This window comes from Phaeobacter sp. QD34_24, assembly GCF_028890115.1.
GTDB lineage: Bacteria > Pseudomonadota > Alphaproteobacteria > Rhodobacterales > Rhodobacteraceae > Phycobacter.
The window spans coordinates 25,718-46,228 of the sequence record NZ_JARCJD010000002.1; the positions used below are offsets into that span (position 1 = coordinate 25,718).

21 protein-coding genes are annotated in these 20,511 nt (G+C 62.9%); 12 read left to right on the forward strand and 9 right to left on the reverse strand.

All coding sequences use genetic code 11. The features are described 5' to 3' along the window. Window positions 1–16: 16 nt before the first annotated feature. The 4 genes from PXK07_RS01800 to secG form a co-directional block, all read right to left on the reverse strand. The gene (locus tag PXK07_RS01800) at window positions 17–325 is read right to left on the reverse strand and encodes a DUF4389 domain-containing protein (protein ID WP_274846476.1); all 309 of its coding nucleotides are present in this window, start codon (window positions 323–325) and stop codon (window positions 17–19) included. Between the two features lie 128 nt (window positions 326–453). After that, window positions 454–1,356: a fructose bisphosphate aldolase gene (locus PXK07_RS01805; RefSeq protein ID WP_274846477.1), complete on the reverse strand. Its 903-nt coding sequence runs from the start codon at window positions 1,354–1,356 to the stop codon at window positions 454–456. 180 nt (window positions 1,357–1,536) lie between these two features. Then, on the reverse strand, window positions 1,537–3,180 hold the full coding sequence (locus tag PXK07_RS01810; protein ID WP_274846478.1) for a CTP synthase: 1,644 nt from the start codon (window positions 3,178–3,180) through the stop codon (window positions 1,537–1,539). Window positions 3,181–3,356: 176 nt separating this feature from the next. After that, window positions 3,357–3,725, reverse strand: coding sequence for a preprotein translocase subunit SecG (gene secG, locus PXK07_RS01815; RefSeq protein ID WP_274846479.1), 369 nt, complete (start codon window positions 3,723–3,725; stop codon window positions 3,357–3,359). Between the two features lie 205 nt (window positions 3,726–3,930). Here secG and nthA point away from each other — a divergent pair, with 205 nt between their 5' ends. The 5 genes from nthA to PXK07_RS01840 all read left to right on the forward strand — a co-directional run bounded on the left by nthA (window position 3,931) and on the right by PXK07_RS01840 (window position 7,248). Further along, window positions 3,931–4,554, forward strand: a complete 624-nt coding sequence (nthA, locus tag PXK07_RS01820; protein WP_274846480.1) for a nitrile hydratase subunit alpha — start codon at window positions 3,931–3,933, stop codon at window positions 4,552–4,554. Continuing rightward, complete coding sequence (gene nthB / locus PXK07_RS01825; RefSeq protein ID WP_274846481.1) at window positions 4,551–5,228, forward strand: nitrile hydratase subunit beta; 678 nt, start codon at window positions 4,551–4,553, stop codon at window positions 5,226–5,228. The genes nthA and nthB overlap by 4 nt, the downstream gene beginning before the upstream one ends. Window positions 5,229–5,237: 9 nt before the next feature. Then, window positions 5,238–5,573, forward strand: coding sequence for a nitrile hydratase accessory protein (locus PXK07_RS01830; RefSeq protein ID WP_274846482.1), 336 nt, complete (start codon window positions 5,238–5,240; stop codon window positions 5,571–5,573). Between the two features lie 113 nt (window positions 5,574–5,686). Next, window positions 5,687–7,000 carry an adenylosuccinate synthase gene (locus tag PXK07_RS01835; protein WP_274846483.1) on the forward strand — a complete coding sequence of 438 codons (1,314 nt, stop codon included), beginning with the start codon at window positions 5,687–5,689 and terminating at the stop codon, window positions 6,998–7,000. Beyond that, window positions 7,000–7,248: a DUF2842 domain-containing protein gene (locus PXK07_RS01840; protein ID WP_274846484.1), complete on the forward strand. Its 249-nt coding sequence runs from the start codon at window positions 7,000–7,002 to the stop codon at window positions 7,246–7,248. The genes PXK07_RS01835 and PXK07_RS01840 overlap by 1 nt, the downstream gene beginning before the upstream one ends. Window positions 7,249–7,331: 83 nt before the next feature. Here PXK07_RS01840 and PXK07_RS01845 read toward each other — a convergent pair whose 3' ends face one another. Further along, window positions 7,332–9,332 (reverse strand): chemotaxis protein CheA, encoded by a 2,001-nt coding sequence (locus PXK07_RS01845; RefSeq protein ID WP_274846485.1) that lies wholly within the window; start codon window positions 9,330–9,332, stop codon window positions 7,332–7,334. A 139-nt stretch (window positions 9,333–9,471) separates the two neighbouring features. Here PXK07_RS01845 and PXK07_RS01850 point away from each other — a divergent pair, with 139 nt between their 5' ends. Further along, window positions 9,472–10,131, forward strand: a complete 660-nt coding sequence (locus PXK07_RS01850; protein WP_274846486.1) for a thiamine diphosphokinase — start codon at window positions 9,472–9,474, stop codon at window positions 10,129–10,131. On the opposite strand, the gene PXK07_RS01855 is transcribed toward PXK07_RS01850, so the two are convergent. From PXK07_RS01855 to PXK07_RS01870, 4 genes are all read right to left on the reverse strand, one after another. Further along, the gene (locus PXK07_RS01855) at window positions 10,109–11,035 is read right to left on the reverse strand and encodes a DMT family transporter (RefSeq protein WP_274846487.1); all 927 of its coding nucleotides are present in this window, start codon (window positions 11,033–11,035) and stop codon (window positions 10,109–10,111) included. The two genes, PXK07_RS01850 and PXK07_RS01855, sit on opposite strands and share 23 nt — an antisense overlap. Before the next feature lie 54 nt (window positions 11,036–11,089). Beyond that, on the reverse strand, window positions 11,090–12,463 hold the full coding sequence (locus PXK07_RS01860; protein ID WP_274846488.1) for an L-serine ammonia-lyase: 1,374 nt from the start codon (window positions 12,461–12,463) through the stop codon (window positions 11,090–11,092). Then, on the reverse strand, window positions 12,464–13,171 hold the full coding sequence (locus PXK07_RS01865) for a glutathione S-transferase family protein (RefSeq protein ID WP_274846489.1): 708 nt from the start codon (window positions 13,169–13,171) through the stop codon (window positions 12,464–12,466). Window positions 13,172–13,259: 88 nt separating this feature from the next. Further along, window positions 13,260–13,709, reverse strand: coding sequence for a hypothetical protein (locus PXK07_RS01870; RefSeq protein ID WP_274846490.1), 450 nt, complete (start codon window positions 13,707–13,709; stop codon window positions 13,260–13,262). Window positions 13,710–13,784: 75 nt separating this feature from the next. On the opposite strand from PXK07_RS01870, the gene PXK07_RS01875 reads away from it, so the two are divergent. From PXK07_RS01875 to PXK07_RS01900, 6 genes are all read left to right on the forward strand, one after another. Further along, window positions 13,785–14,216, forward strand: a complete 432-nt coding sequence (locus PXK07_RS01875) for a MarR family winged helix-turn-helix transcriptional regulator (protein WP_274846491.1) — start codon at window positions 13,785–13,787, stop codon at window positions 14,214–14,216. A 93-nt stretch (window positions 14,217–14,309) separates the two neighbouring features. Then, window positions 14,310–15,098 (forward strand): ribose-5-phosphate isomerase RpiA, encoded by a 789-nt coding sequence (rpiA, locus tag PXK07_RS01880; RefSeq protein ID WP_274846492.1) that lies wholly within the window; start codon window positions 14,310–14,312, stop codon window positions 15,096–15,098. A gap of 15 nt (window positions 15,099–15,113) precedes the next feature. Next, complete coding sequence (gor, locus tag PXK07_RS01885) at window positions 15,114–16,469, forward strand: glutathione-disulfide reductase (protein ID WP_274846493.1); 1,356 nt, start codon at window positions 15,114–15,116, stop codon at window positions 16,467–16,469. A 79-nt stretch (window positions 16,470–16,548) separates the two neighbouring features. Then, on the forward strand, window positions 16,549–17,703 hold the full coding sequence (gene hflK / locus PXK07_RS01890; RefSeq protein ID WP_274846494.1) for an FtsH protease activity modulator HflK: 1,155 nt from the start codon (window positions 16,549–16,551) through the stop codon (window positions 17,701–17,703). After that, a complete protein-coding gene (hflC, locus tag PXK07_RS01895; RefSeq protein WP_274846495.1) occupies window positions 17,700–18,581 on the forward strand; it encodes a protease modulator HflC in 882 nt (293 codons plus the stop codon). The genes hflK and hflC overlap by 4 nt, the downstream gene beginning before the upstream one ends. 334 nt (window positions 18,582–18,915) lie before the next feature. After that, window positions 18,916–20,343: a Do family serine endopeptidase gene (locus tag PXK07_RS01900; RefSeq protein ID WP_274846496.1), complete on the forward strand. Its 1,428-nt coding sequence runs from the start codon at window positions 18,916–18,918 to the stop codon at window positions 20,341–20,343. The last annotated feature ends 168 nt before the right edge of the window (window positions 20,344–20,511 follow it).

Consider the following 20,511-nt stretch of genomic DNA (forward strand, 5'->3'; position numbering starts at 1 on the left):
GGCCGGTCCAGGTAAGTCAGTCCAGATCGGTCCAGGGCCAGGGTTTCACATTGCTGGCGGCGGTCTGGTATCGCGCGGCCTTGGCCATCCAGATGCCAAGATCGGTGCCAAAATCGGCGATACGTTCATTGGGATGCTTGTTGTTCAGGGCCATGACGAGGAATTGCAGAACAGTGACAACGCCCAGAACGGTCTGGGCGAATTGGATCATCACCCAGATCATCACCATATAGACCAGGCGCATCGGCAGGCTGTCTTCCCCGTCCGGCTCGAACTGTTCGCCATGCAAGCGGCCATCGATCTTGTCGTCGTCACCCTGTGCCATGATATTCCCTGCCTGAAATGCGCGTGCCAATGAATGTCACAGGCAATATAGGCAGAGATCCACCGGGACAAAAGGAAAAGGCCGCGCCCGGTGAAAGGCACGGCCCAAAGATGTGACGTAAAACGGCTTTACAGCGAAGCGTCGTAGATCTTTGCGATATTGGCACCCAGGGCTGCGTTATACTCCGCATCGCTCATGGAGGCATTCAGCCCCTCGGTCAGCGCGCGGCTGAAGGAGGCGATCATCTTGGTGTTTTGCGAGAGCTTGGCGCAAGCATCATCGGTGCTGTAGCCGCCCGACAGAGCCACCACGCGCACGACTTCCGGATGATCGGCCAGCTCGTCGTAGAGACCGGGTTCGGTGGGGATGGTGAGTTTCAGGGCAACCTTGGTGCCGGAGGGCAGGGCATCCAGGGCGGCTTTGAGTTCGGTTTTCAGGATGGCCTCTGCCTCGGCTTTGGTGGCGGAGTGAATGTCCACCTCGGGTTCGATGATCGGCACCAGACCGGCCGCGGCGATCTGCTTGCCCACTTCGAACTGTTGCGCCACGACATTCCGGATGCCGGCTACATTGGCCTCTTTCACGACCGAGCGCATCTTGGTCCCGAAGATACCCGCCTGCACGGCGCGTGCGAGAAGGGCATCCAGATCCGGCATCGGTTTCATCATCTGGGCGCCGTCCTGTTCATCGGCCAGACCCTTGTCCACCTTCAGGAAGGGCACTACACCGCATTTCTCCCACAGGTACTGGGGCACCTGGATGCCGTCGATGGCATTGTCCATGGTCTTTTCAAACAGGATGGCACCAAGGATCTTGTCGCTGTTGAAATCCGGTGCGGTGATGATGCGGGCGCGCATCTTCTGGATTTCGTCGAACATCTCGTCGTCGTTGGAATAGGCATCTTCCATCACGCCATAAAGCGTCAGTGCCTTGGGCGTGGAGCCACCCGACTGATCCAGAGCCGCAATGAAGCCCTTGCCATTTGCAATACGGTCAAACTGTTCCTGCTTGGTGGACGTCTCTTGCGTCATGAGTTGGGGTCTCCACGAATACTGTTGGACTATTTCAAACCGTCTATACCGTGCCCGTGTGCAGAAACAACTGGCGCCACGACCGGTTGCGCTAACAAGCGTGGGGATTTCGCCCGTGTTGCCGAATAGCAAAACGGCAGGCGCGATGGCCTGCCGTTTCAATCTGCGGGATCAGAGGGGTTACACCAGGCGCGAGGTTTCCTTGGCGGCGCGCACGAAGTCCTTGAACAGGGGGTGCGGCGCAAAGGGTTTGGACTTCAGTTCGGGGTGGAACTGCACGCCGATGAACCAGGGGTGATCGCTCCATTCGACGATTTCCGGCAGGCGCCCGTCCGGGGACATGCCGGAGAATTTCAGCCCGCAGGCCTCCAGCTGATCCTTGTACTTGGTATCCACCTCATAGCGGTGGCGGTGGCGTTCCTCGATATGGGTGCTGCCGTAGACCGCGGCCACCTTGGAGCCTTCGGTGAGCGTCGCATCATAGGCGCCCAGACGCATGGTGCCGCCCTTGTCGTCATCGGCCTTGCGCTGCACCTTGTGGTTGCCCTGCACCCATTCCTTCAGGTGGTAGACCACGGGTTCGAAGCGTTTCTCGCCCGCCTCATGGTCGAATTCCTCGGACCCTGCTTCGGCGATACCGGCCACGTTGCGGGCGGCCTCGATCACCGCCATCTGCATGCCGAGGCAGATGCCCAGATAGGGCACCTTGTGTTCGCGCGCATATTGCGCCGCCTTGATCTTGCCCTCGGTGCCGCGTTCGCCAAATCCGCCGGGCACCAGGATCGCGTGGAAGCCCTGCAGATGCGGGGTGGCGTCTTCGCGGTCGAACAGTTCCGCATCGACCCATTCGATCTTGACCTTGACCCGGTTGGCCATGCCGCCATGGGTCAGCGCCTCGGCGATGGATTTATAGGCGTCTTCCAGCTGGGTGTATTTGCCGACGATGGCGACCTTCACTTCGCCTTCGGGGTTGTAGATGCGGTCGGCCACATCGTCCCAGCGGCTGAGGTTGGGTTTGGGAGCGGGCGCGATGCCAAAAGCATCCAGAACCGCCTGGTCCATGCCTTCGCGGTGATAGGCCAGCGGCGCCTCGTAGATGGATTTCAGATCCTGCGCGGCGATCACGCTGTCGGGGCGCACGTTGCAGAACAGGGCCAGCTTCTCGCGTTCCTTCTGCGGGATCGGTCCTTCGGAACGGCAGACCAGGATGTCCGGTGCGAGACCGATGGAGCGCAGCTCCTTCACCGAGTGCTGGGTCGGCTTGGTCTTCAGCTCGCCGGAGGCCTTGATGTAGGGCAGCAGCGTCAGGTGCATGAAGATACACTGACCGCGCGGCTTGTCCTGGCTGAACTGGCGGATCGCTTCAAAGAAGGGCAGGCCTTCGATGTCACCCACGGTGCCGCCGATCTCGCAGAGCATGAAGTCGACCTCATCCTCGCCGATGGAGATGAAGTCCTTGATCTCATTGGTGACGTGCGGGATCACCTGGATGGTCTTGCCAAGGTAGTCGCCCCGGCGTTCCTTCTCCAGCACGTTGGAGTAGATCCGCCCCGAGGAGACCGAGTCGGTCTTGCGGGCGGCCACGCCGGTGAAACGTTCGTAGTGGCCCAGGTCCAGGTCGGTCTCGGCGCCATCGTCGGTGACGAAGACCTCGCCGTGTTCAAAGGGGCTCATCGTGCCCGGATCGACGTTCAGATAAGGGTCCAGCTTGCGCAGCCTTACGGAGTATCCGCGTGCCTGCAACAATGCCCCCAGGGCCGCCGATGCCAGCCCCTTGCCAAGCGAAGAAACAACGCCGCCAGTGATGAAGATAAATCGCGCCATGAGTGTTCGGCTGCTCCCGTGAGAAGTCAGATTTCAGCTGCCCGGCGGCTTGTGAAAACCGCAGCACCACGGGACTTTACGTATAAAGGATTCGGCCAAAAGGCGCAAGGGAACCGCAAGATGCTGTTACGGCTCCTTTTCTGTGTTCTAGGTGTAGTCGCTTTACGTGTCGTCGCTTAGTCGGCGCTCGGCACCAGCGGGGCATTGTCACCCTCTGCCGGCGGCAAAAGTTCGCTGCCCAGGGGCGCGGCCGGTGTCTGCACATCCGTCTCATTGCCAGCGGGGGCGGTGATCCGGTCCGTGACCGAAGAGCCTGCCGATTTCTGTGCGGCGAGCACGGTCAGGGTGATCGAGGTGATGATGAAGGCAATGGCCAGGATCCAGGTCACCTTGCTGAGCGCCGTTGCTGCGGCGCGTCCGGTCATTGCGCCACCGCCGCCACCGCCGCCCATGCCAAGACCGCCGCCTTCGGAACGCTGCAGCAGCACCACGGCAATCAGGCCGAGGGCCAGAAGAAGATGGATGATCAGAACAACGTTTTCCATGGGTCCCTGCAGCGGTTGGCTCAGTATCGGGCGGTAAATAGGCAAGAATACCGACAGGGGCAAGGGCGGAGTTGCCCGGGGCGGAAACTCATTGCCCGGGGGAGGTGAAACAGGGCGCTGCCGTTGCGGGGAAATTCTGCCCCGTAAGCGACATAGAGCAGAATGTGACTGGACAGGCGATGTATCGCGGGGGCACTCTTTCTTCATGCCACATGATCATTCCGATCACCCACACGCCCTGTTGCCGCCCGATCCCGCCCTGCGCGTGAAGGCGCTGGAAACGATTCTGACCCGCAAGGGGCTGATCGATCCGGCGGCGCTGGATGAGATCATCGACACCTACCAGAACAAGATCGGGCCGCAGAATGGCGCCCGTGTCGTTGCTCGCGCCTGGAGTGATCCGGCCTTCAAGGCGGTGCTTCTGGCGGATGCCGACCCGGTGCTGGCCGAGCTTGGCTATTATGGGCGGCAGGGCGAACATATGGTCGTGGTGGAAAACACGCCCGAGCAGCACAATATGGTCGTCTGTACCCTGTGCAGTTGCTATCCATGGCCGCTGCTCGGGATCCCGCCCGGCTGGTACAAATCCGATGCCTACCGCGCCCGCGCGGTGCGAGAGCCGCGCGCGGTTCTCCTGGATTTTGGCGTCATCCTGCCCGAAGGCACCCGCGTGCGGGTCTGGGATTCCACCGCAGAGGTGCGCTACCTGGTGCTGCCGATGCGTCCCGAAGGCAGCGAAGGGCTCAGCGAGGATCAACTGGCCGAGCTGGTCACCCGCGACAGCATGGTGGGGACCGGCCTGCCCAAATCCCCTCCCGAGGCGCCATGAGTCGATTGCATGACATGGGCGGGCGATTCGGCGACGGGCCGGTGCGGCCCGATACCCCAAAGGCGCCGGTCTTTGCCGCCGAGTGGCACGGGCGTGCCCTGGCGGTGACGCTGGCCTGCGGTGCCCTGGGGCAGTGGAACCTCGACACCTCCCGCCATGCGCGCGAAAAGCTGTCGCCACAGGATTACACCCGTTTCACCTACTACGAGATCTGGCTCGCCGCGCTTGCGGATCTGCTGGTGCAGAAGGGTGTGCTGAGCGAGGACGATCTGGCTGGGCAGGGCAGCGATGCGCCGCATCCCCTGGCCGAAAAATGCCTGCATGCCGATGCGGTGGCCGGTGTTCTTGCCCGGGGAGGCCCGGCCACGCGGGAGGGCGGGCCATCGCCTGCGTTTGTCGAAGGCCAGACCGTGCGCACGCGCCACCCCGGCGGCAACCGGCTGGTGAATGGCGGCCATACCCGGCTGCCCACTTATGCGACCGGGGCGCAGGGGCGGATCCTGCGCCTGCATGGGACCCATGTTCTGCCCGACAGCTCCGCGCATGGGCTGGGAGAGGCGCCAGAGCCGCTTTATGCGGTGGCCTTCCCGGCGGGCGAACTCTGGAGTCACCCGGAACACCCGGAAGACGAGGTGGTTCTGGACCTCTGGCAAAGCTATCTGGACCCGGTCTGATGTGTCGCCATGGCTGATTGCACCCCCCATACCGCGCCGGAACCGGCCTTCGAACAGCCCTGGCATGCCCAGGTCTTTGCCCTGACCGTGCATCTGAACGAAACCGGTCGCTTCACCTGGGGGCAATGGGTCGAACGCTTTGCGGCCACCCTGGCTCGCCATGGCCTGTCGAAAGAACTGAATGGCGGCGAAGACTATTTCGCCGCATGGCTCGAAACGCTGGAAGCGATTCTGGCGCAAGAGGGCATTGCCGCCCCGCAAGAGGTCGAGGCCACGCGAAACGGATGGGAAAAAGCCTATCTGGACACGCCGCATGGCGCTCCGGTGCGCCTGGCAGAGGGCTAACAGGCAAGAAACGCCGGGGCGATGGTCCTTAGTGGTGAATTTCCGGTTTCACTGGACCTGCAGCGCGGCTATACCGGCCCGGGTTTGAACGAGACAGCTGTAAAGGACCTGATATGGCCAATGTCGTCGTAGTCGGCGCCCAGTGGGGTGACGAAGGAAAAGGCAAGATCGTGGACTGGCTGAGCGAGCGCGCCGATGTGATCGCGCGCTTTCAGGGCGGCCATAACGCCGGCCATACGCTGGTGATCGACAGCAAGGTCTATAAGCTGCACGCGCTGCCCTCTGGCGTTGTGCGCGGCGGCAAGCTCTCGGTGATCGGCAATGGCGTGGTGCTGGACCCCTGGCACCTGGTCAAGGAGATCGAGACCGTGCGTGCGCAAGGCGTCGATATCACGCCCGAGACCCTGATGATCGCGGAAAACACCCCGCTGATCCTGCCGCTGCACGGTGAATTGGACCGCGCCCGCGAAGAGGCCGCCAGCAAGGGCACCAAGATCGGCACCACCGGTCGCGGCATTGGCCCGGCATATGAGGATAAGGTCGGCCGCCGTGCCGTTCGCGTTGCCGATCTGGCCGACCCGGCCACTTTGGAGGCCCGCGTAGACCGCGCCCTGCAACACCATGACCCGCTGCGCAAGGGGCTGGGCGTCGAGCCGATCGATCGCGATGCGCTGATCGCGCAGCTGAAAGAGATCGCACCTCAGATCCTGCCCTATGCGGCGCCGGTCTGGAAGGTGATGAACGAGAAACGCAAAGCCGGGAAGCGGATCCTGTTCGAAGGCGCCCAGGGCGCGCTCCTGGACATCGATTTCGGCACCTATCCCTTTGTCACCTCCTCCAATGTGATTGCAGGCCAGGCGGCAACGGGGGTGGGCATCGGTCCCAATTCCATCGACTACGTGCTGGGCATCGTCAAAGCCTATACCACCCGCGTCGGCGAAGGTCCGTTCCCGACCGAACTGCTTGGTCCGGATGGCAAGCCCGATGCGGATGGCGCCCGTCTGGGTGAGCGCGGCCACGAGTTTGGCACCACCACCGGCCGTCAGCGCCGCTGTGGCTGGTTCGATGCCTGCCTGGTGCGCCAGACCTGTGCCACCTCGGGTATCAACGGTATTTCGCTGACCAAGCTGGATGTTCTGGACGGGTTCGAGACCCTGAAGATCTGCGTCGGCTATGATCTGGACGGCGAACGCCTGGATTACCTGCCCACCGCCGCCGATCAGCAGGCGCGCTGCACACCGATCTACGAGGAAATGCCCGGCTGGTCCGAATCCACCGAAGGCGCGCGCAGCTGGAACGATCTTCCGGCCAATGCGATCAAATATGTCAAACGCGTGGAAGAGCTGATCGAATGCCCGGTGGCACTTCTGTCCACCAGCCCGGAGCGGGACGACACCATTCTGGTGACCGACCCGTTTGCGGACTGATGGCGGATAAGCCCGGTCTCAGCTACAAGGCGCGCCGCCGCTGGTCGCTGGTGCTGCTGCTGGTGGGCATGCCGCTCTATATCGTGGTGGCGGTGACCATCCTGAACCTGCTGGGGCGCCCGCCGCTGTGGCTGGAACTGGTGGTCTATGTGGCCCTTGGCATTCTCTGGGTGCTGCCGTTCAAGTTCGTCTTCCGGGGCGTCGGCCAAGCCGATCCGGACGCTGAGGACACTCCGCCGCAGCAATAGGGCAGGCACCAGTCATGACATAGAAAAGGCGGACCACTGAGGGTCCGCCTTTTTACGTTCTTGGGAGGGACGGTTCGGCCCGCTTAGCCCGCCGCACGTTTGGCGGGGCGAAAGCCGATGTCCTCGGTGGCGACAAAATGGCCGTTCTCGGAACGCTCGATCTTGCCCTCGCGCAGCAACTGGCCGAAGGAGCGCAGCCCGTCCTCGCGGTTGAACTCGGCGGCTCCGGTGCGGCGAACCGCGTTCATCAATTGCGGGCGAGAGAAGAAATCGCGCCCTTCCACAAAACTCATATAGGCGGCGGCGGCCTCCAGAAGGTCTGGAAGCTCCACGGCGCCGCAGTCGCGAACATAGGCCGCAAATCCCGCCTGTGCCTCTTCGGCTGAACGCTTGTCCTGCGACAGTACAGAGATCCGGCGCGGGCGCACCGGGGCCTTTGGGGCTGCGCTCTCCTGGGCTGCGGGCATGGGATCGATCCGTTGTTCGGCGACCAGTTTCAGCGGCGCCGGGCGTCCGGTGGATACGGGCTTGCGCGCCTCCCTGTCGCCGCGGACGCGGGGGCGCCGAGGTTTCACCACATCGGCCAGATCCTTGCGATAGGCGGCCTTGCTGTCTTCGCCATCGCCAGCGGCGCCTGCGGATCCATCTGCCTGTGCCGCGGCAACGGCGGCGCGCAGCTGATTGTAGGTTTCCCGCGAAGAGGCGGTTTCGGGCGCGCCGAGTTTTTCATCGGCTGCGGCCATCAGACGTGAAACATCGCGGTCGGCGAGATCGGGCGCGGGGCGCTCCGGGCGGCCACTGTCGGACGGTGTCTGTACTGCCTCGACCTTGGTGTCTTCAATCTCTTCACCGGACGCGGCTTCCTGGTTTGCCGTTTCCTGGTCTGCAGCGGGCGTTTCGGCCTCCGGTTCCGAGGAGGCTGCCAGCAGATCGGCCTCGACCGCTGCCAGTTCGCGCATCAGGTCATCTTCATCCTCGTCCGAAAGCGAGCTTTCGAATTCCGGCTCGGCGGGTTTTGACGCCTCTTCCAGCGCGCCCGAGGCAACCGCTTGCTCCAAGTCGGCGCGTTTGACTTTGACAATGCGTGCGCGGCGGCGCGGGGCCGTCTTTTCTGGCTCGGCAGCGCTTTGCTCGGCTGGCGGTTCGGGGGCCTCGGCTTTGGCTTCGGCAGCGGTCGCTTCGGCTTTTTCCGCGCTGAGCTGCGACAGGACGCGGCTGATCTCGTCATCCTCGTGGGTCGCACTTGCCGCTTCAGGCGGGGTCTCAGCCTCTGCGATCTGTTCCTCTGCCGGGTCCGGGGCTTCGGCAGGCTCTGCGCTGGTATCCACAGAGGCTTCCGGCGCTGCGCTATCGGGCAGGATGCTGTCGGCGTGCTCGTCCTCGGAGAAATCCTCTTCCGGTTCCGGCGACTTGGCGACCACGGCCCGGATGCGGCGCAGCTTGGCGGCGATGCTTTCGCTATCCGAGGGTTTGTGTGCCGCCGGTGTAACCGGTTCCGCTTCGGTTTCCTGCAGCTCTCGCTCTTCAGCGTCCTGAGCGGTAGCTGCATCCGTGTCATCAGTTTCTGCCGCTTCGGCTTCGTCTTGCGTCTCTACAGCTTGAGCCTCGGCAGCATGGGCGGCAACGGCGGCTGAGATGGCCGCGATCTTGCTGGGATCGGGGGTGGGCGCATCGGGGCGGGGCGCCTGCAGCTCCTCCTCGGGGGTGGCTGCTTCGGGCGTTACTGCTTCGGGTGTGGCGGGCTCTGCCTCTGACGATACGTCTGCGTCGCTCAAACCCGCATCATCTGCTGGTAGGTCATCTGCTGGTACAGGGGGCAGCGGTGTCGAGGTGGCGGCGCGCAGGTGGATGCCGGTGTCGCTGGTGCGGGCCTCGACCTGGCGGGCGATTTCGCGCTGGGCGATCCGGGCGAGCATATCCGCATCGGGCTGCGGCGGTTCCGCGCCAAAGTATCGGTCGTCTGCGGCAAGATCCCGAAAATACTCGGCAATTGCCTTCATGGTGTCGAAGGAATCCTCGAACCCTTCTAGCGTGCAGGAGAAGGTCCCGTAGGAAACGGTCAAAACTTTGTTATTTTGTACCATGGGCAGCTCGTCCTCACCTAAGTCGTCGCCGTTCACACTATGGAGCAGCAACGACAAATTCTGCGCGAATCCGTGCAATTGATCGTATCATTTTGTGTTTAGATTGTGACCTGTTTCCAGATCTGCGAGAAATCCCCGCATGAAGAAGCTGATTGTTGACGAGGCCGGGCCGGTGACATTGGTCGGCGGTGGCCATCTGGAAAAACGGGATCTGCAGGAGGCTCTGGCCCTGGCGCCGGTGCTGGTGGCGGCCGACAGCGGCGCGGCACAGGCGTTGGAGCAGGGCTATGTGCCACAGGCGGTGATCGGGGATTTCGATTCGCTGCCAGAACCTGTGCACCGGGGGATGCCGCCGGAGGTTCTCTTTCATCTGCCCGAACAGGACACCACCGATTTCGACAAGGCGCTGCGCTCGATCCGGGCGCCGGTGGTGCTGGGCGCGGGCTTTCTGGGCGCGCGGGTCGATCACCAGCTGGCGGCCTTCCACACGCTGATCCAGCCGGGGCGAAGCCCCTGCATCCTGATTGGCGCCAATGAGCTGGTGTTTCACCTGACCCGGCGCATCGACCTGCCGATGCAGCCGGGAGAGGTCGTCTCATTGTTTCCGATGCAACCGGTGACCGGGCGTTCGGGCGGGCTGGTCTGGCCCATCGAAGGCCTGAAGATGTGCCCGACCAGCCGGATCGGCACGTCGAACCGGGCCGAGGGCGCGATCTGGCTGGAACCGGATGGGCCCGGTCTGCTGGGCATCGTGCCACGGCGCTATCTTGCGCCGCTCATGCGGGCGATTGCGGCATAGCGTCTTTTGCGGCCCGGCGGGCCACGGCCTGTTCACGCAGGATCACATATAGCCCGGCGGCCACCGTGATGACGATCCCGGCGGCGGCCATGCTGTTGGGGAATTCGGAGAAGATCAGCCAGCCGAACAGGGTGGCAACCGGGATCTCCAGGTATTGCATCGGGGCCAGCGTGGCGGCGGGGGCGTAGCGCAGGCTCCAGGTCATCAACAGATGCGCGCCGGTGCCAAGCACCCCGATGCTGGCCATCAGAAAGCTGATCCACAGGTCCGGCGCGACGATCTCCAGCCCCTCGATATCAAAGGCATCGCCGATCAGCAGCAGTGGCGCCAGCAGGGCACAGGCCATGGCGCCAGACACCGCCTGCAGGCCGATCGGATCGGTTTCCTTGGCGATCTGCCGGGTCACCATCATGAAGAAGGCAAAGATCACCGCAACGGCGAGGGGCCAGAGTGCGTGCAGGCCAACCGCGGCGAAACTCGGTTGGATCACCAGGAGGGTGCCGCCAAAACCGACGATACAGGCAATGATCCGCCGGGCACCGACCTCTTCGTCGAGGATGAATTTGCCGATCAGCAACATGATGAAGGGCATCACAAAGGCAATCGCCACCGCATCCGCCAGAGGCAGGTGTTTGAGCGCGGTGAACATCGCACCGATGCCGCCGATATGTAAAAGCGTGCGCAGAAAGGTCAGCCGCAACACGCGGCCCTTCATCCGCCACAGGCGCTGCCCGCCCCAGACCAGGGGCACCAGCAGGATGACTTGGGCGGCAAACCGGACAAAGATCAGCATTCCCAGCGGCATATGCCCACCCAGCAGCTTCGCCACCGCATCGCCCAAGGGCGCGAGGACGCAGAAACCAAGCATCAGGACAATGCCAAGGAGGGGGCGATCTTCAGTCATGCGGGCACGCTAGGCGCGCGCCAAGACAAGGACAAGGTCAGGAATGCCTGTCGCTCAACAATTGGGCACGTTGACCGCAAGCCCCCCGAGCGAGGTTTCCTTGTACTTCTCATTCATATCGGCGCCGGTCTGGCGCATGGTCTCGATGCAGGCATCCAGCGGCACGAAATGCTGCCCGTCGCCACGCAGGGCCAGCGAGGCCGCCGAGACCGCCTTGATCGCGCCCAATCCATTGCGCTCGATACAAGGCACCTGCACCAGGCCCTTGACCGGATCGCAGGTCATGCCAAGGTGATGCTCCAGCGCGATTTCAGCGGCGTTTTCCACCTGCTCCGGGCTGCCACCCAGAATGGCGCAAAGGCCTGCCGCAGCCATGGCGGCGGCAGAGCCGACCTCGGCCTGGCAGCCTGCTTCGGCGCCTGAAATGGAGGCGTTGAACTTCACCAGCCCGCCAATCGCGGCGGCGGTGAGCAGGAAATCCTCGATATTGCGCTCGGTCGCGCCGGGGACGTGATCCAGATAGTAGCGCAGCACTGCCGGCAGAACGCCTGCCGCGCCGTTTGTGGGGGCGGTCACCACTTGACCACCGGCGGCGTTTTCCTCGTTCACGGCCATGGCGTAGACGCTGATCCAGTCGTTGATCGTATGCGGTGCCGAGAGATTCATGCCGCGTTCGGCCAGGAGCGCCTGATGGATACCCTTGGCGCGGCGGCGGATGCTGAGGCCACCGGGCAGAAGGCCGTCCCGGTCCAGACCGCGGTCGATACAGTCGTTCATCACCTGCCAGATCCGCGCGGTGCCGTTGGTCAGGTCGATCGCGCTGGAGCGCGAGATCTCGTTGGCGCGTTTCATGGCGGCGACGCTCTTGCCGCTTGTCCTGGACATCTCCAGCATTTCGGCGGCGGATTTGAACGGGTAGGGGACCGGGGCGCCCTCATCGGTGGCCTTGCCTGCGGCCAGCTCCTCTTCGGTCAGCACGAAGCCGCCGCCGACCGAGTAGAAGACCTGCTGCAGGATCACGTCGCCCTGTGCATCGGTGCCCATCAGGATCATGCCGTTGGCATGGCCGGGCAGGGCGTGATCATAGTCGAAGATCAGGTCCGCCTTGGGGTCAAACTGCAGCTGCCCCAGCCCCTCGGGTGCGATGGTCTTTGTCTCTTCTATGGCGGTCAGGGCAGCTTTGGCCTTGTCGTCGTCATAGCTGTCGGGCGTGAACCCGGCGAGGCCCAGGATGGTGGCGCGGTCGGTCGCGTGGCCCACCCCGGTAAAGGCGAGCGAGCCATGCAGCGACGCGCGCAGCCCATGAAAAGCGAAGGGGGCGGCACGCATCATGTCGAGAAACCGCGCCGCGGCCACCATCGGCCCCATGGTATGAGAGGACGACGGGCCGATGCCCACTTTGAACATATCAAATACGGAGAGGAACATTCAGGTGGCCGATCCTTCGGGAGGGTTTGCATACACAGGTTGGGTGAAGGGCGTATCCCCCAACCCTTCTGCGGCTTGTGCGAGAGCAACAGAGGGGCGTTGCTCCAGACGCGTGAGCATGTCCTTGAGCCGGGGAGTTGCGGCCAGATCGAACCAGCTGCGGTCGCGTCCCTCTGGATACAGCGCCATCCAGCGCATCATGCAGGCCAGGTACAGGTCCAGTGCCGACGGCCTGTCACCGGCCAGCCAAGGCGTGTTCTCGGCGGCGGCGGCTTCGATGGTTGCAAGATGGGTGACAAGCCGCGCTGTCACCCCCTGGCGCAGATCCTCCTGCCGGGCGGGATCCGGCCCCATATATTTCTTTGGATAGAACAGGATCCTCAGATCCGCATGCAGGGTATTGGAGAGGAAGAACAGCCACTTGAGGCACCAGGCCCGATCCCGGCTGGTCGCATCGGGCAGCACTGAGCCATGGCGATCTCCCAGCCACAGCAGGATGGCTGCGGTTTCAAACATCGGGCCATCCGGGGTTTCCAGCACCGGGATCAGCCCCTGCGGGTTCAGGGCCCGGTAGCCGGGGCTGTCCAATGCGCCACCGCGGCGGTCGACCAGAACCGTTTCAAAGGGTTGATCAAGCTCCTCCAGCGCCAGGCGGATGATCAGCGAGGCGTTGTCCGGGGCGTAGTGCAGGCGATAGATCGGTGTCATGGGGTCACTCTAAGTGTCTCCCCGATATGGGTAGTGTCCGTTTCCGGCGTTTCCAATAGGAAACACGCCTTGGTGATCCCGAACCGGTCTAGCGTGCCATGGCTGCCTTGCGGCGGCGCGACAGGGCGATCCCGTCCCGCATGTTGAGCGACAGTAGCGTGATGTTGAGGGCTCCGGCGCAGAGTTCCAGCAGCTGCACGGCATAGAACAGCCCTTCAAATGACCCCGCCTGTGCCTTCATCGCCAGAAAGATGGCGCTGGGCAGGAGGATCCCCAGGCCGTTCAGGGCGATGAGCTTCATGCGCCTTGTCTTGGCCTGGACCTGTGGCAGTTTCATGCCCTTGCCAAGCGCGGCCCCGGTGACGCCTGTCGTGGCCAGGGCCGGGATCAGCAGGATCATTCCGTATAGAACGGCTGTCTTCACGGTCGTTATGGCGGCCTGGCTCAGAAACAGTTCGGAGATCAGCGTGGAGAGCCAGAAGCCGGAGATGGTCACAAGGGCGATGGATCCGGCTGCGGCGTGGATGCGAGTTTTCATGAGGGCTCCTGAATGTAGATAGCATGCTATTGAAATGGAGTTGCACAGCATGCTATTCAAGTGCTTTCTGTCGCTATGTCCGATTTCAAGCAAAGCTCGGCCGGGTTTCTGGCCAATCACATGGCGCGGCTGTTTGCATCAACGCTGCACCGCAAGATCGCGTCTCTGGGGATTGCGCCTGCGCAATTCATGGTTCTGCTGGAATTGTGGCAAGGGGATGAGCGCACCCAGGCGGATCTGACGGCGGCCCTTGCGGTGGAACAGGCGACCATGGCCAATACGCTTGCCCGGATGGAGCGGGATGGGCTGATCGAAAAACGCCCCTCACAAACCGACAAACGCTCAAAGATGATCTGCCTCACCGCCAAGGCAGAGGCCTTGCAGGAGGCCGCGATTGCGGCCGCGGCGGGTGTCAACGACACGGCCCTGGCCGGGCTGACCGCCAAGGACCGCCAGCAGTTCCTGGTCCTGATGGCCCGTGTCATCCGCAACCTGCAAGCGGGGTGAACCGGCGATCTACTGTGAGGTTTCAATTGTCCCTCGCAGTTGCGCGCGGCTTTGCTTATAAGGCCTGCAAACCTCTTGTTCGGAGCCGATGACATGACCGGGGACCTCTCTCCCATCGACAAGGCCAAGTTCGTTGCCGCCAAGCGGGCGGCCGATATGGTCGAGGATGGCATGCGCGTCGGCCTGGGGACCGGCTCGACGGCCGCCTGGCTGGTGCGATGCCTGGGCGAGATGGTGCGTGAACAGGGGCTGAGGTTCACCGCAGTGCCGACTTCGAGCCGCACCGCGGAACTGGCGCGCGAGGTGGGGATCTCCGTGATCTCTCTGGACGAGGCCAAGTGGCTGGATCTCACCATCGATGGCGCCGATGAGTTCGACGAGGATCTCAACCTGATCAAGGGCGGCGGCGGTGCGCTCTTGCAGGAGAAGATCGTCGCCACCGCCTCTGATCAAATGGTTGTTATCGCCGATGCGGGCAAGGAGGTGGAAACCCTGGGTGCCTTTCCCCTGCCGGTGGAGATCATTCCCTTTGGCTGGCAGACCACACAGGCCATGATCGAGGAAACCCTTGTTTCCATGGATGTTCTGGGCCGAAGCGCGACCCTGCGGATGAATGGCGATGCGCCCTTTGTCACCGATGAGGGCAATTACATTCTGGACCTGCATCTGAAGCGGATCGGCAATGCGCGCCAGCTGGCGATGGTCTTGAACCAGATCCCGGGCGTGGTTGAAAACGGTCTCTTCATCGATATCTGTGACACCGTCATCATCGGCTACGGCGATGGCACGGTTGAAACACGAGACATAAACGAAGGCACGGTGGAGCAGGACAAGCTGGATTTCGTCGAAACCGACAATCTGTTCACCGACCTTGCGGACTGAGAAGGCAGCAGTTTCATGAGCTTTGATTACGATCTCTTTGTCATTGGCGGCGGCTCCGGCGGCGTGCGCGCGGCGCGGGTTGCGGCAGCGGGTGGTGCCAAGGTCGCCCTGGCCGAGGAAGACCGCTATGGCGGCACCTGCGTGATCCGGGGCTGCGTGCCGAAGAAACTGATGGTCTTTGCCAGCGAGTATTCCGGCATGGTCGAGGATGCCCAGGCCTATGGCTGGGACATCCAGCCGGGCGCCTTTGACTGGGGTGCCTTCAAGGGCAAGCTGGAAGCCGAGCTGGATCGGCTGGAAGGTATCTACCGGAACCTGCTGAAGAACAGCGGCGTCGAAAGCTTTGATGCGCGCGCCAAACTCTTGGATGCCCATACGGTCGAACTGTCGGACGGCAGCCGCAAGAGCGCCAAGCATATCCTGATCGCCACCGGCGGCCGCCCCATCGTGCCCGAGTTCCCCGGCAGCGATCTGGCGATCACCTCGAACGACATCTTCCACCTTGAGAAACTGCCCGAAAGCATCCTGATCGTCGGCGGGGGCTATATTGCCTGCGAATTTGCCGGGATCATGAACGGGCTGGGTGTGAAGACCACGCAATACTACCGCGGTGCGCAGATCCTGCGCGGTTTTGATGACGAGGCGCGCGGCCTCGTGTCCGAGGAAATGTGCCAGTCCGGCATCGATCTACACCTGGGCACCAATGTGATCGAGATGACCAGCGAGGGGGACAAGATCCGCGTCAAGGCCACCAATGGCGACGAGGCGCTGTTTGATCAGGTGATGTATGCCACCGGCCGCGCCCCCAATGCGGATGATCTCGGGCTTGAGGATCTGGGGATCGAACGCGGCCGCAAGGGCGAAATCGTCGTGGACAAATACAGCCAGACCGGCATGCCTTCGGTCTATGCCATCGGCGATGTGACCGACCGGGTGAACTTGACGCCGGTCGCGATCCGCGAAGGCATGGCCTTTGTGGAGACCGTGTTCAACGGCAACCCCACCAGCCCCGATCACGACCTGATCCCGACGGCGATCTTCACCCAGCCGGAAATGGGCACCGTGGGTCTGAGCGAGGAAGAGGCCGCCAAGCAGGAGCCGATCGAGGTTTATGCCACCTCCTTCAAGCCGATGCAGCAGGCCTTTGCCGGGCGTGCCCAGCGGGTCCTGATGAAGCTGATCGTCAGCAAGGCCAGCCGCAAGGTGCTGGGATGCCATATCGTCGCACCGGGCGCGGGCGAGATGATCCAGCTGGCGGGCATTGCGGTCAAGATGGGCGCAACCAAGGAAGACTTTGACCGGACCGTGGCGGTACACCCGACCATGTCCGAGGAACTGGTAACGATGAAAACACCTGTGCGGACGGCTTGAAAAACCGGCCAAAAGCTACAGGTTAGGGCACAGTAAAACTCTTGCCGCGAAGCTGCGGCAGTAAAGGGATAGGAGACATATGGCTGGCAATAGCGGTGGTCCCTGGGGGGGCGGAGGCTCTTCCGGCGGTGGCGGAGGCAACCGGGGAGACAACAATGGCGGTGGCGGCGGTGGCCGACGCCCCGAGGATCCCCAGATTCCCGAGATCGACGAGCTCTTGAAAAAAGGGCAGGAGCAATTCCGCGTCCTGATGGGCGGTCGGGGCGGCAATGGCACCGGTGGCGGTGGTCGTGGCGGCTCTGGCGGCGGCGGCGCGCCCTTATTCACCAAGGGCACCCTGGCCATCGGCGCGGTTGCGGCTGCGATCCTCTGGGGGATGGCCAGCTTTTACTCGGTGAAGACCGAAGAACGCTCGGTCGAGCTGTTCCTGGGCGAATATCACGACACCGGCCAGCCGGGTCTGAACTTTGCCCCCTGGCCCTTTGTCACCTACGAGGTGATCCCGGTTCTTGTCGAGCAGACCGAGAATATCGGATCCGGCACGCGCGGCGTGGATGCAGGCCTGATGCTGACCGGCGATGAAAACATCATCGACGTCGATTTCCAGGTGGTCTGGAACATCAATGATCCGGCCAATTTCCTGTTCAACCTGCGCGATCCGCAGGCCACGATCCAGGCGGTTGCGGAATCGGCCATGCGCGAAATCATCGCACAGTCGGAACTGGCGCCGATCCTGAACCGGGATCGTGGCGTGATCACCGCGCGGCTGGAAGAGCTGATCCAGGAGACGCTCGACAGCTATGACAGCGGCGTGAACATCGTGCGCGTCAACTTCGACCAGGCCGACCCGCCCGAACCGGTGAAGGATGCCTTCCGCGAAGTGCAATCCGCCGGTCAGGAACGTGACCGTCTTGAAAAGCAGGCCGATGCCTATGCCAACCGCAAACTGGCGGCCGCGCGTGGTCAGTCGGCCCAGACCCTGGAAGAGGCCGAAGCCTATCGCGCCCAGGTCGTGAACCAGGCGCGTGGTGAGGCCAGCCGTTTCTCGGCGGTTCTGGAAGAATACGAAAAGGCGCCGGAAGTGACCCGCAAGCGTCTTTACCTGGAAACCATGGAAGAGGTTCTGGGCAATGTGGACAAGGTGATCATCGACCAGTCCACCGGTGAGGGCGGCCAGGGTGTCGTGCCCTATCTGCCGCTCAACGAATTGCGCCGGACGGAGGGCAACCGATGAACAAGTCGACCCTTATTATCCCGCTTCTTGTCGTGGCGGTCGTCGCGGCCCTCTCTGCGATCTTCATCGTGGATGAACGCCAAAAGGCGCTGGTCCTGCGCTTTGGCCGTGTGGTTGCGGTTCAGGAACAGCCCGGTCTTGCCTTCAAGCTGCCGGTGATCGATGAGGTGGTGCGCTATGACGACCGGATCCTCAGCCTTGAGGTCGGTCCGCTGGAAGTCACCCCCGAGGATGATCGCCGCCTGGTGGTCGATGCCTTCGCCCGCTACCGGATCACCGATCTGCGCCAGTTCCGCGAAGCGGTGGGTGCCTCCGGTATTCCGGGTGCGGAGAACCGCCTGGACAAGATCATGCGCGCTCAAACGCGAGAGGTGCTTGGTTCGGTCAGCTCCAATGATATCCTGTCCTCGGATCGGGCCGCACTGATGCTGCGGATCCGCAATGGCGCCATCAGCGAGGCCAGCGGGTTCGGCATCGAGGTGATCGACGTGCGTCTGAAGCGCACCGACCTGCCGCAGGCCAACCTCGAAGCCACCTTTGCGCGGATGCGCGCCGAGCGTGAGCGGGAGGCCGCCGACGAGATCGCCCGTGGTGAGGAAGCCGCCCAGCGGGTTCGCGCCCAGGCCGACCGGACCGAGGTGGAACTGGTTTCCGAAGCGGAACGCGAAGCAGAGATCATTCGTGGTGAAGCGGACGCTGAACGTAACCGCATCTTTGCCGAAGCCTATGGCCGCGACCCTGAATTCTTTGACTTCTATCGCAGCCTGACCGCCTATGCGCGCTCGATGCAGCAGGGCAATTCTTCCCTCGTGCTGTCGCCGGATTCCGAGTTCTTCAACTACCTGAAGTCCTCGACCGGGGTGTCTGCCTCGCGGTAACCGCACAGCCAGGTTTATTGACATCTGGAAGGGGCCGACCTGAGTGTCGGCCCCTTTCGCGTTTCAAAAGCACCAGAAAAGCGGGCGCCAGAGGCGACAATGGATTTCACATCGATTTGAAGACGTGCAACATTCATTGCAGCACGCAGGGAAGCGCCTACATTAGGTGCAGTCTGCAGTTCTGCCCTTCCCGCAGAACCACAGCGACAGGCCAGGAGGAGAAACCGGAATGGCGATGACCGGAATGGCGACAACAAGGAGTAGTGCCGTGCAGTCACAGGCAATTTCTTATTTTGACTCGGAAAGCAGGCAGGACGCCCCTTGGCGTCTGTTCATGCTGGCCCTGATCAGCAGCGTTATGGTTTTGGCGCAGGCTCTGATGGCTCAGGCCCGCCCCGAAAGCCTGGCGCCCCTGGCGGAAAAGGTCAGCCCGGCGGTGGTGAATATCACGACGACAACGGTGATCGAGGGCCGCACCGGCCCGCAGGGTATCGTGCCCGAGGGATCCCCGTTCGAGGATTTCTTCCGCGAGTTCCAGGATCGCAATGGCAATGGCGCCCCTGAACGCCCGCGCCGTTCGTCTGCGCTGGGGTCCGGTTTCGTGATTTCCGAGGATGGCTATATCGTCACCAATGATCACGTGATCAAAGAGGCCGACGAGATCGAGATCGAATTCTTCCCGGGCGATGGTCAGCCTGCGGAACTGTTGCCGGCCAAGGTCATTGGCACCGATCCCACCACCGATATCGCCCTTCTGAAGGTCGATGCCCCGATGCCGTTGAAATTCGTCACCTTCGGCGACAGCGACACCGCCCGTGTGGGTGATTGGGTCATCGCCATGGGCAATCCGCTGGGACAGGGGTTCTCGCTCTCTGCCGGGATCGTCTCGGCGCGCAACCGGGAACTGTCCGGCTCTTATGACGATTACATCCAGACCGATGCGGCCATCAACCGGGGCAACTCGGGCGGGCCGCTGTTCAACATGGATGGCGAGGTTGTCGGCGTGAACACCGCGATCCTGTCGCCCAATGGCGGCTCGATCGGGATCGGCTTTTCCATGGCCTCCAACGTGGTCAGCAAGGTGGTCGATCAGTTGAAGGAATACGGCGAGACCCGTCGCGGCTGGTTGGGTGTGCGTATCCAGGATGTGACCGATGACGTGGCCGAGGCCATGGGCCTGGAAGCCGCCAAGGGCGCCCTGGTCACCGATGTGCCCGAAGGTCCGGCCAAGGAGGCCGGCATGCTGGCGGGCGACGTGATCCTCAGCTTTGATGGCGCCGTGGTGGATGACACCCGCGGGCTGGTGCGCAGCGTCGGCAATGCCGAGGTCGGCAAGACGGTACGGGTTGTGGTCTACCGCGAAGGCAAGACCGAAACGCTGAAGGTCGTCCTGGGGCGGCGTGAGGATGCGGAACGTCAGGCCGGGCGCTCGGACGATGACAAAAGCGCGCCCGAGCAGACCGAGAAACAGCTTCTCGGCCTTTCCGTTGGCATCCTGACCGACGAGCTGCGCGGCGAGTTGAACGTGCCCGAGGGCACGGACGGTCTGGTGATCCTCTCTGTGGACGAGACCTCCGAAGCCTGGGAAAAGGGCCTGCGGGCAGGGGATGTGATCACCGAAGCCGGTCAGCAGAAACTGTCCGGAATCGGCGATCTTGAGGCCCGCATCGCGGAGGCCAAAGAGGCCGGGCGCAAGTCTCTGCTTCTTCTGGTGCGCCGCAGTGGCGAGCCGCGCTTTGTGGCCCTGAACCTCACCGAATGAGCGATCAGGTCACGCCCGCACGTGGGTGAATTCAGGAAAAGGCCGGGCGATGTCCCGGCCTTTTTCCGTTGGGAGGGGCAGGCAGGAAAAGAGGGACAGGCGGACAGGAAAAGAGCCATGCGCTGGCGGGCACATGGCTCTTGATAAATGGGTCAGGCATTGGGATGG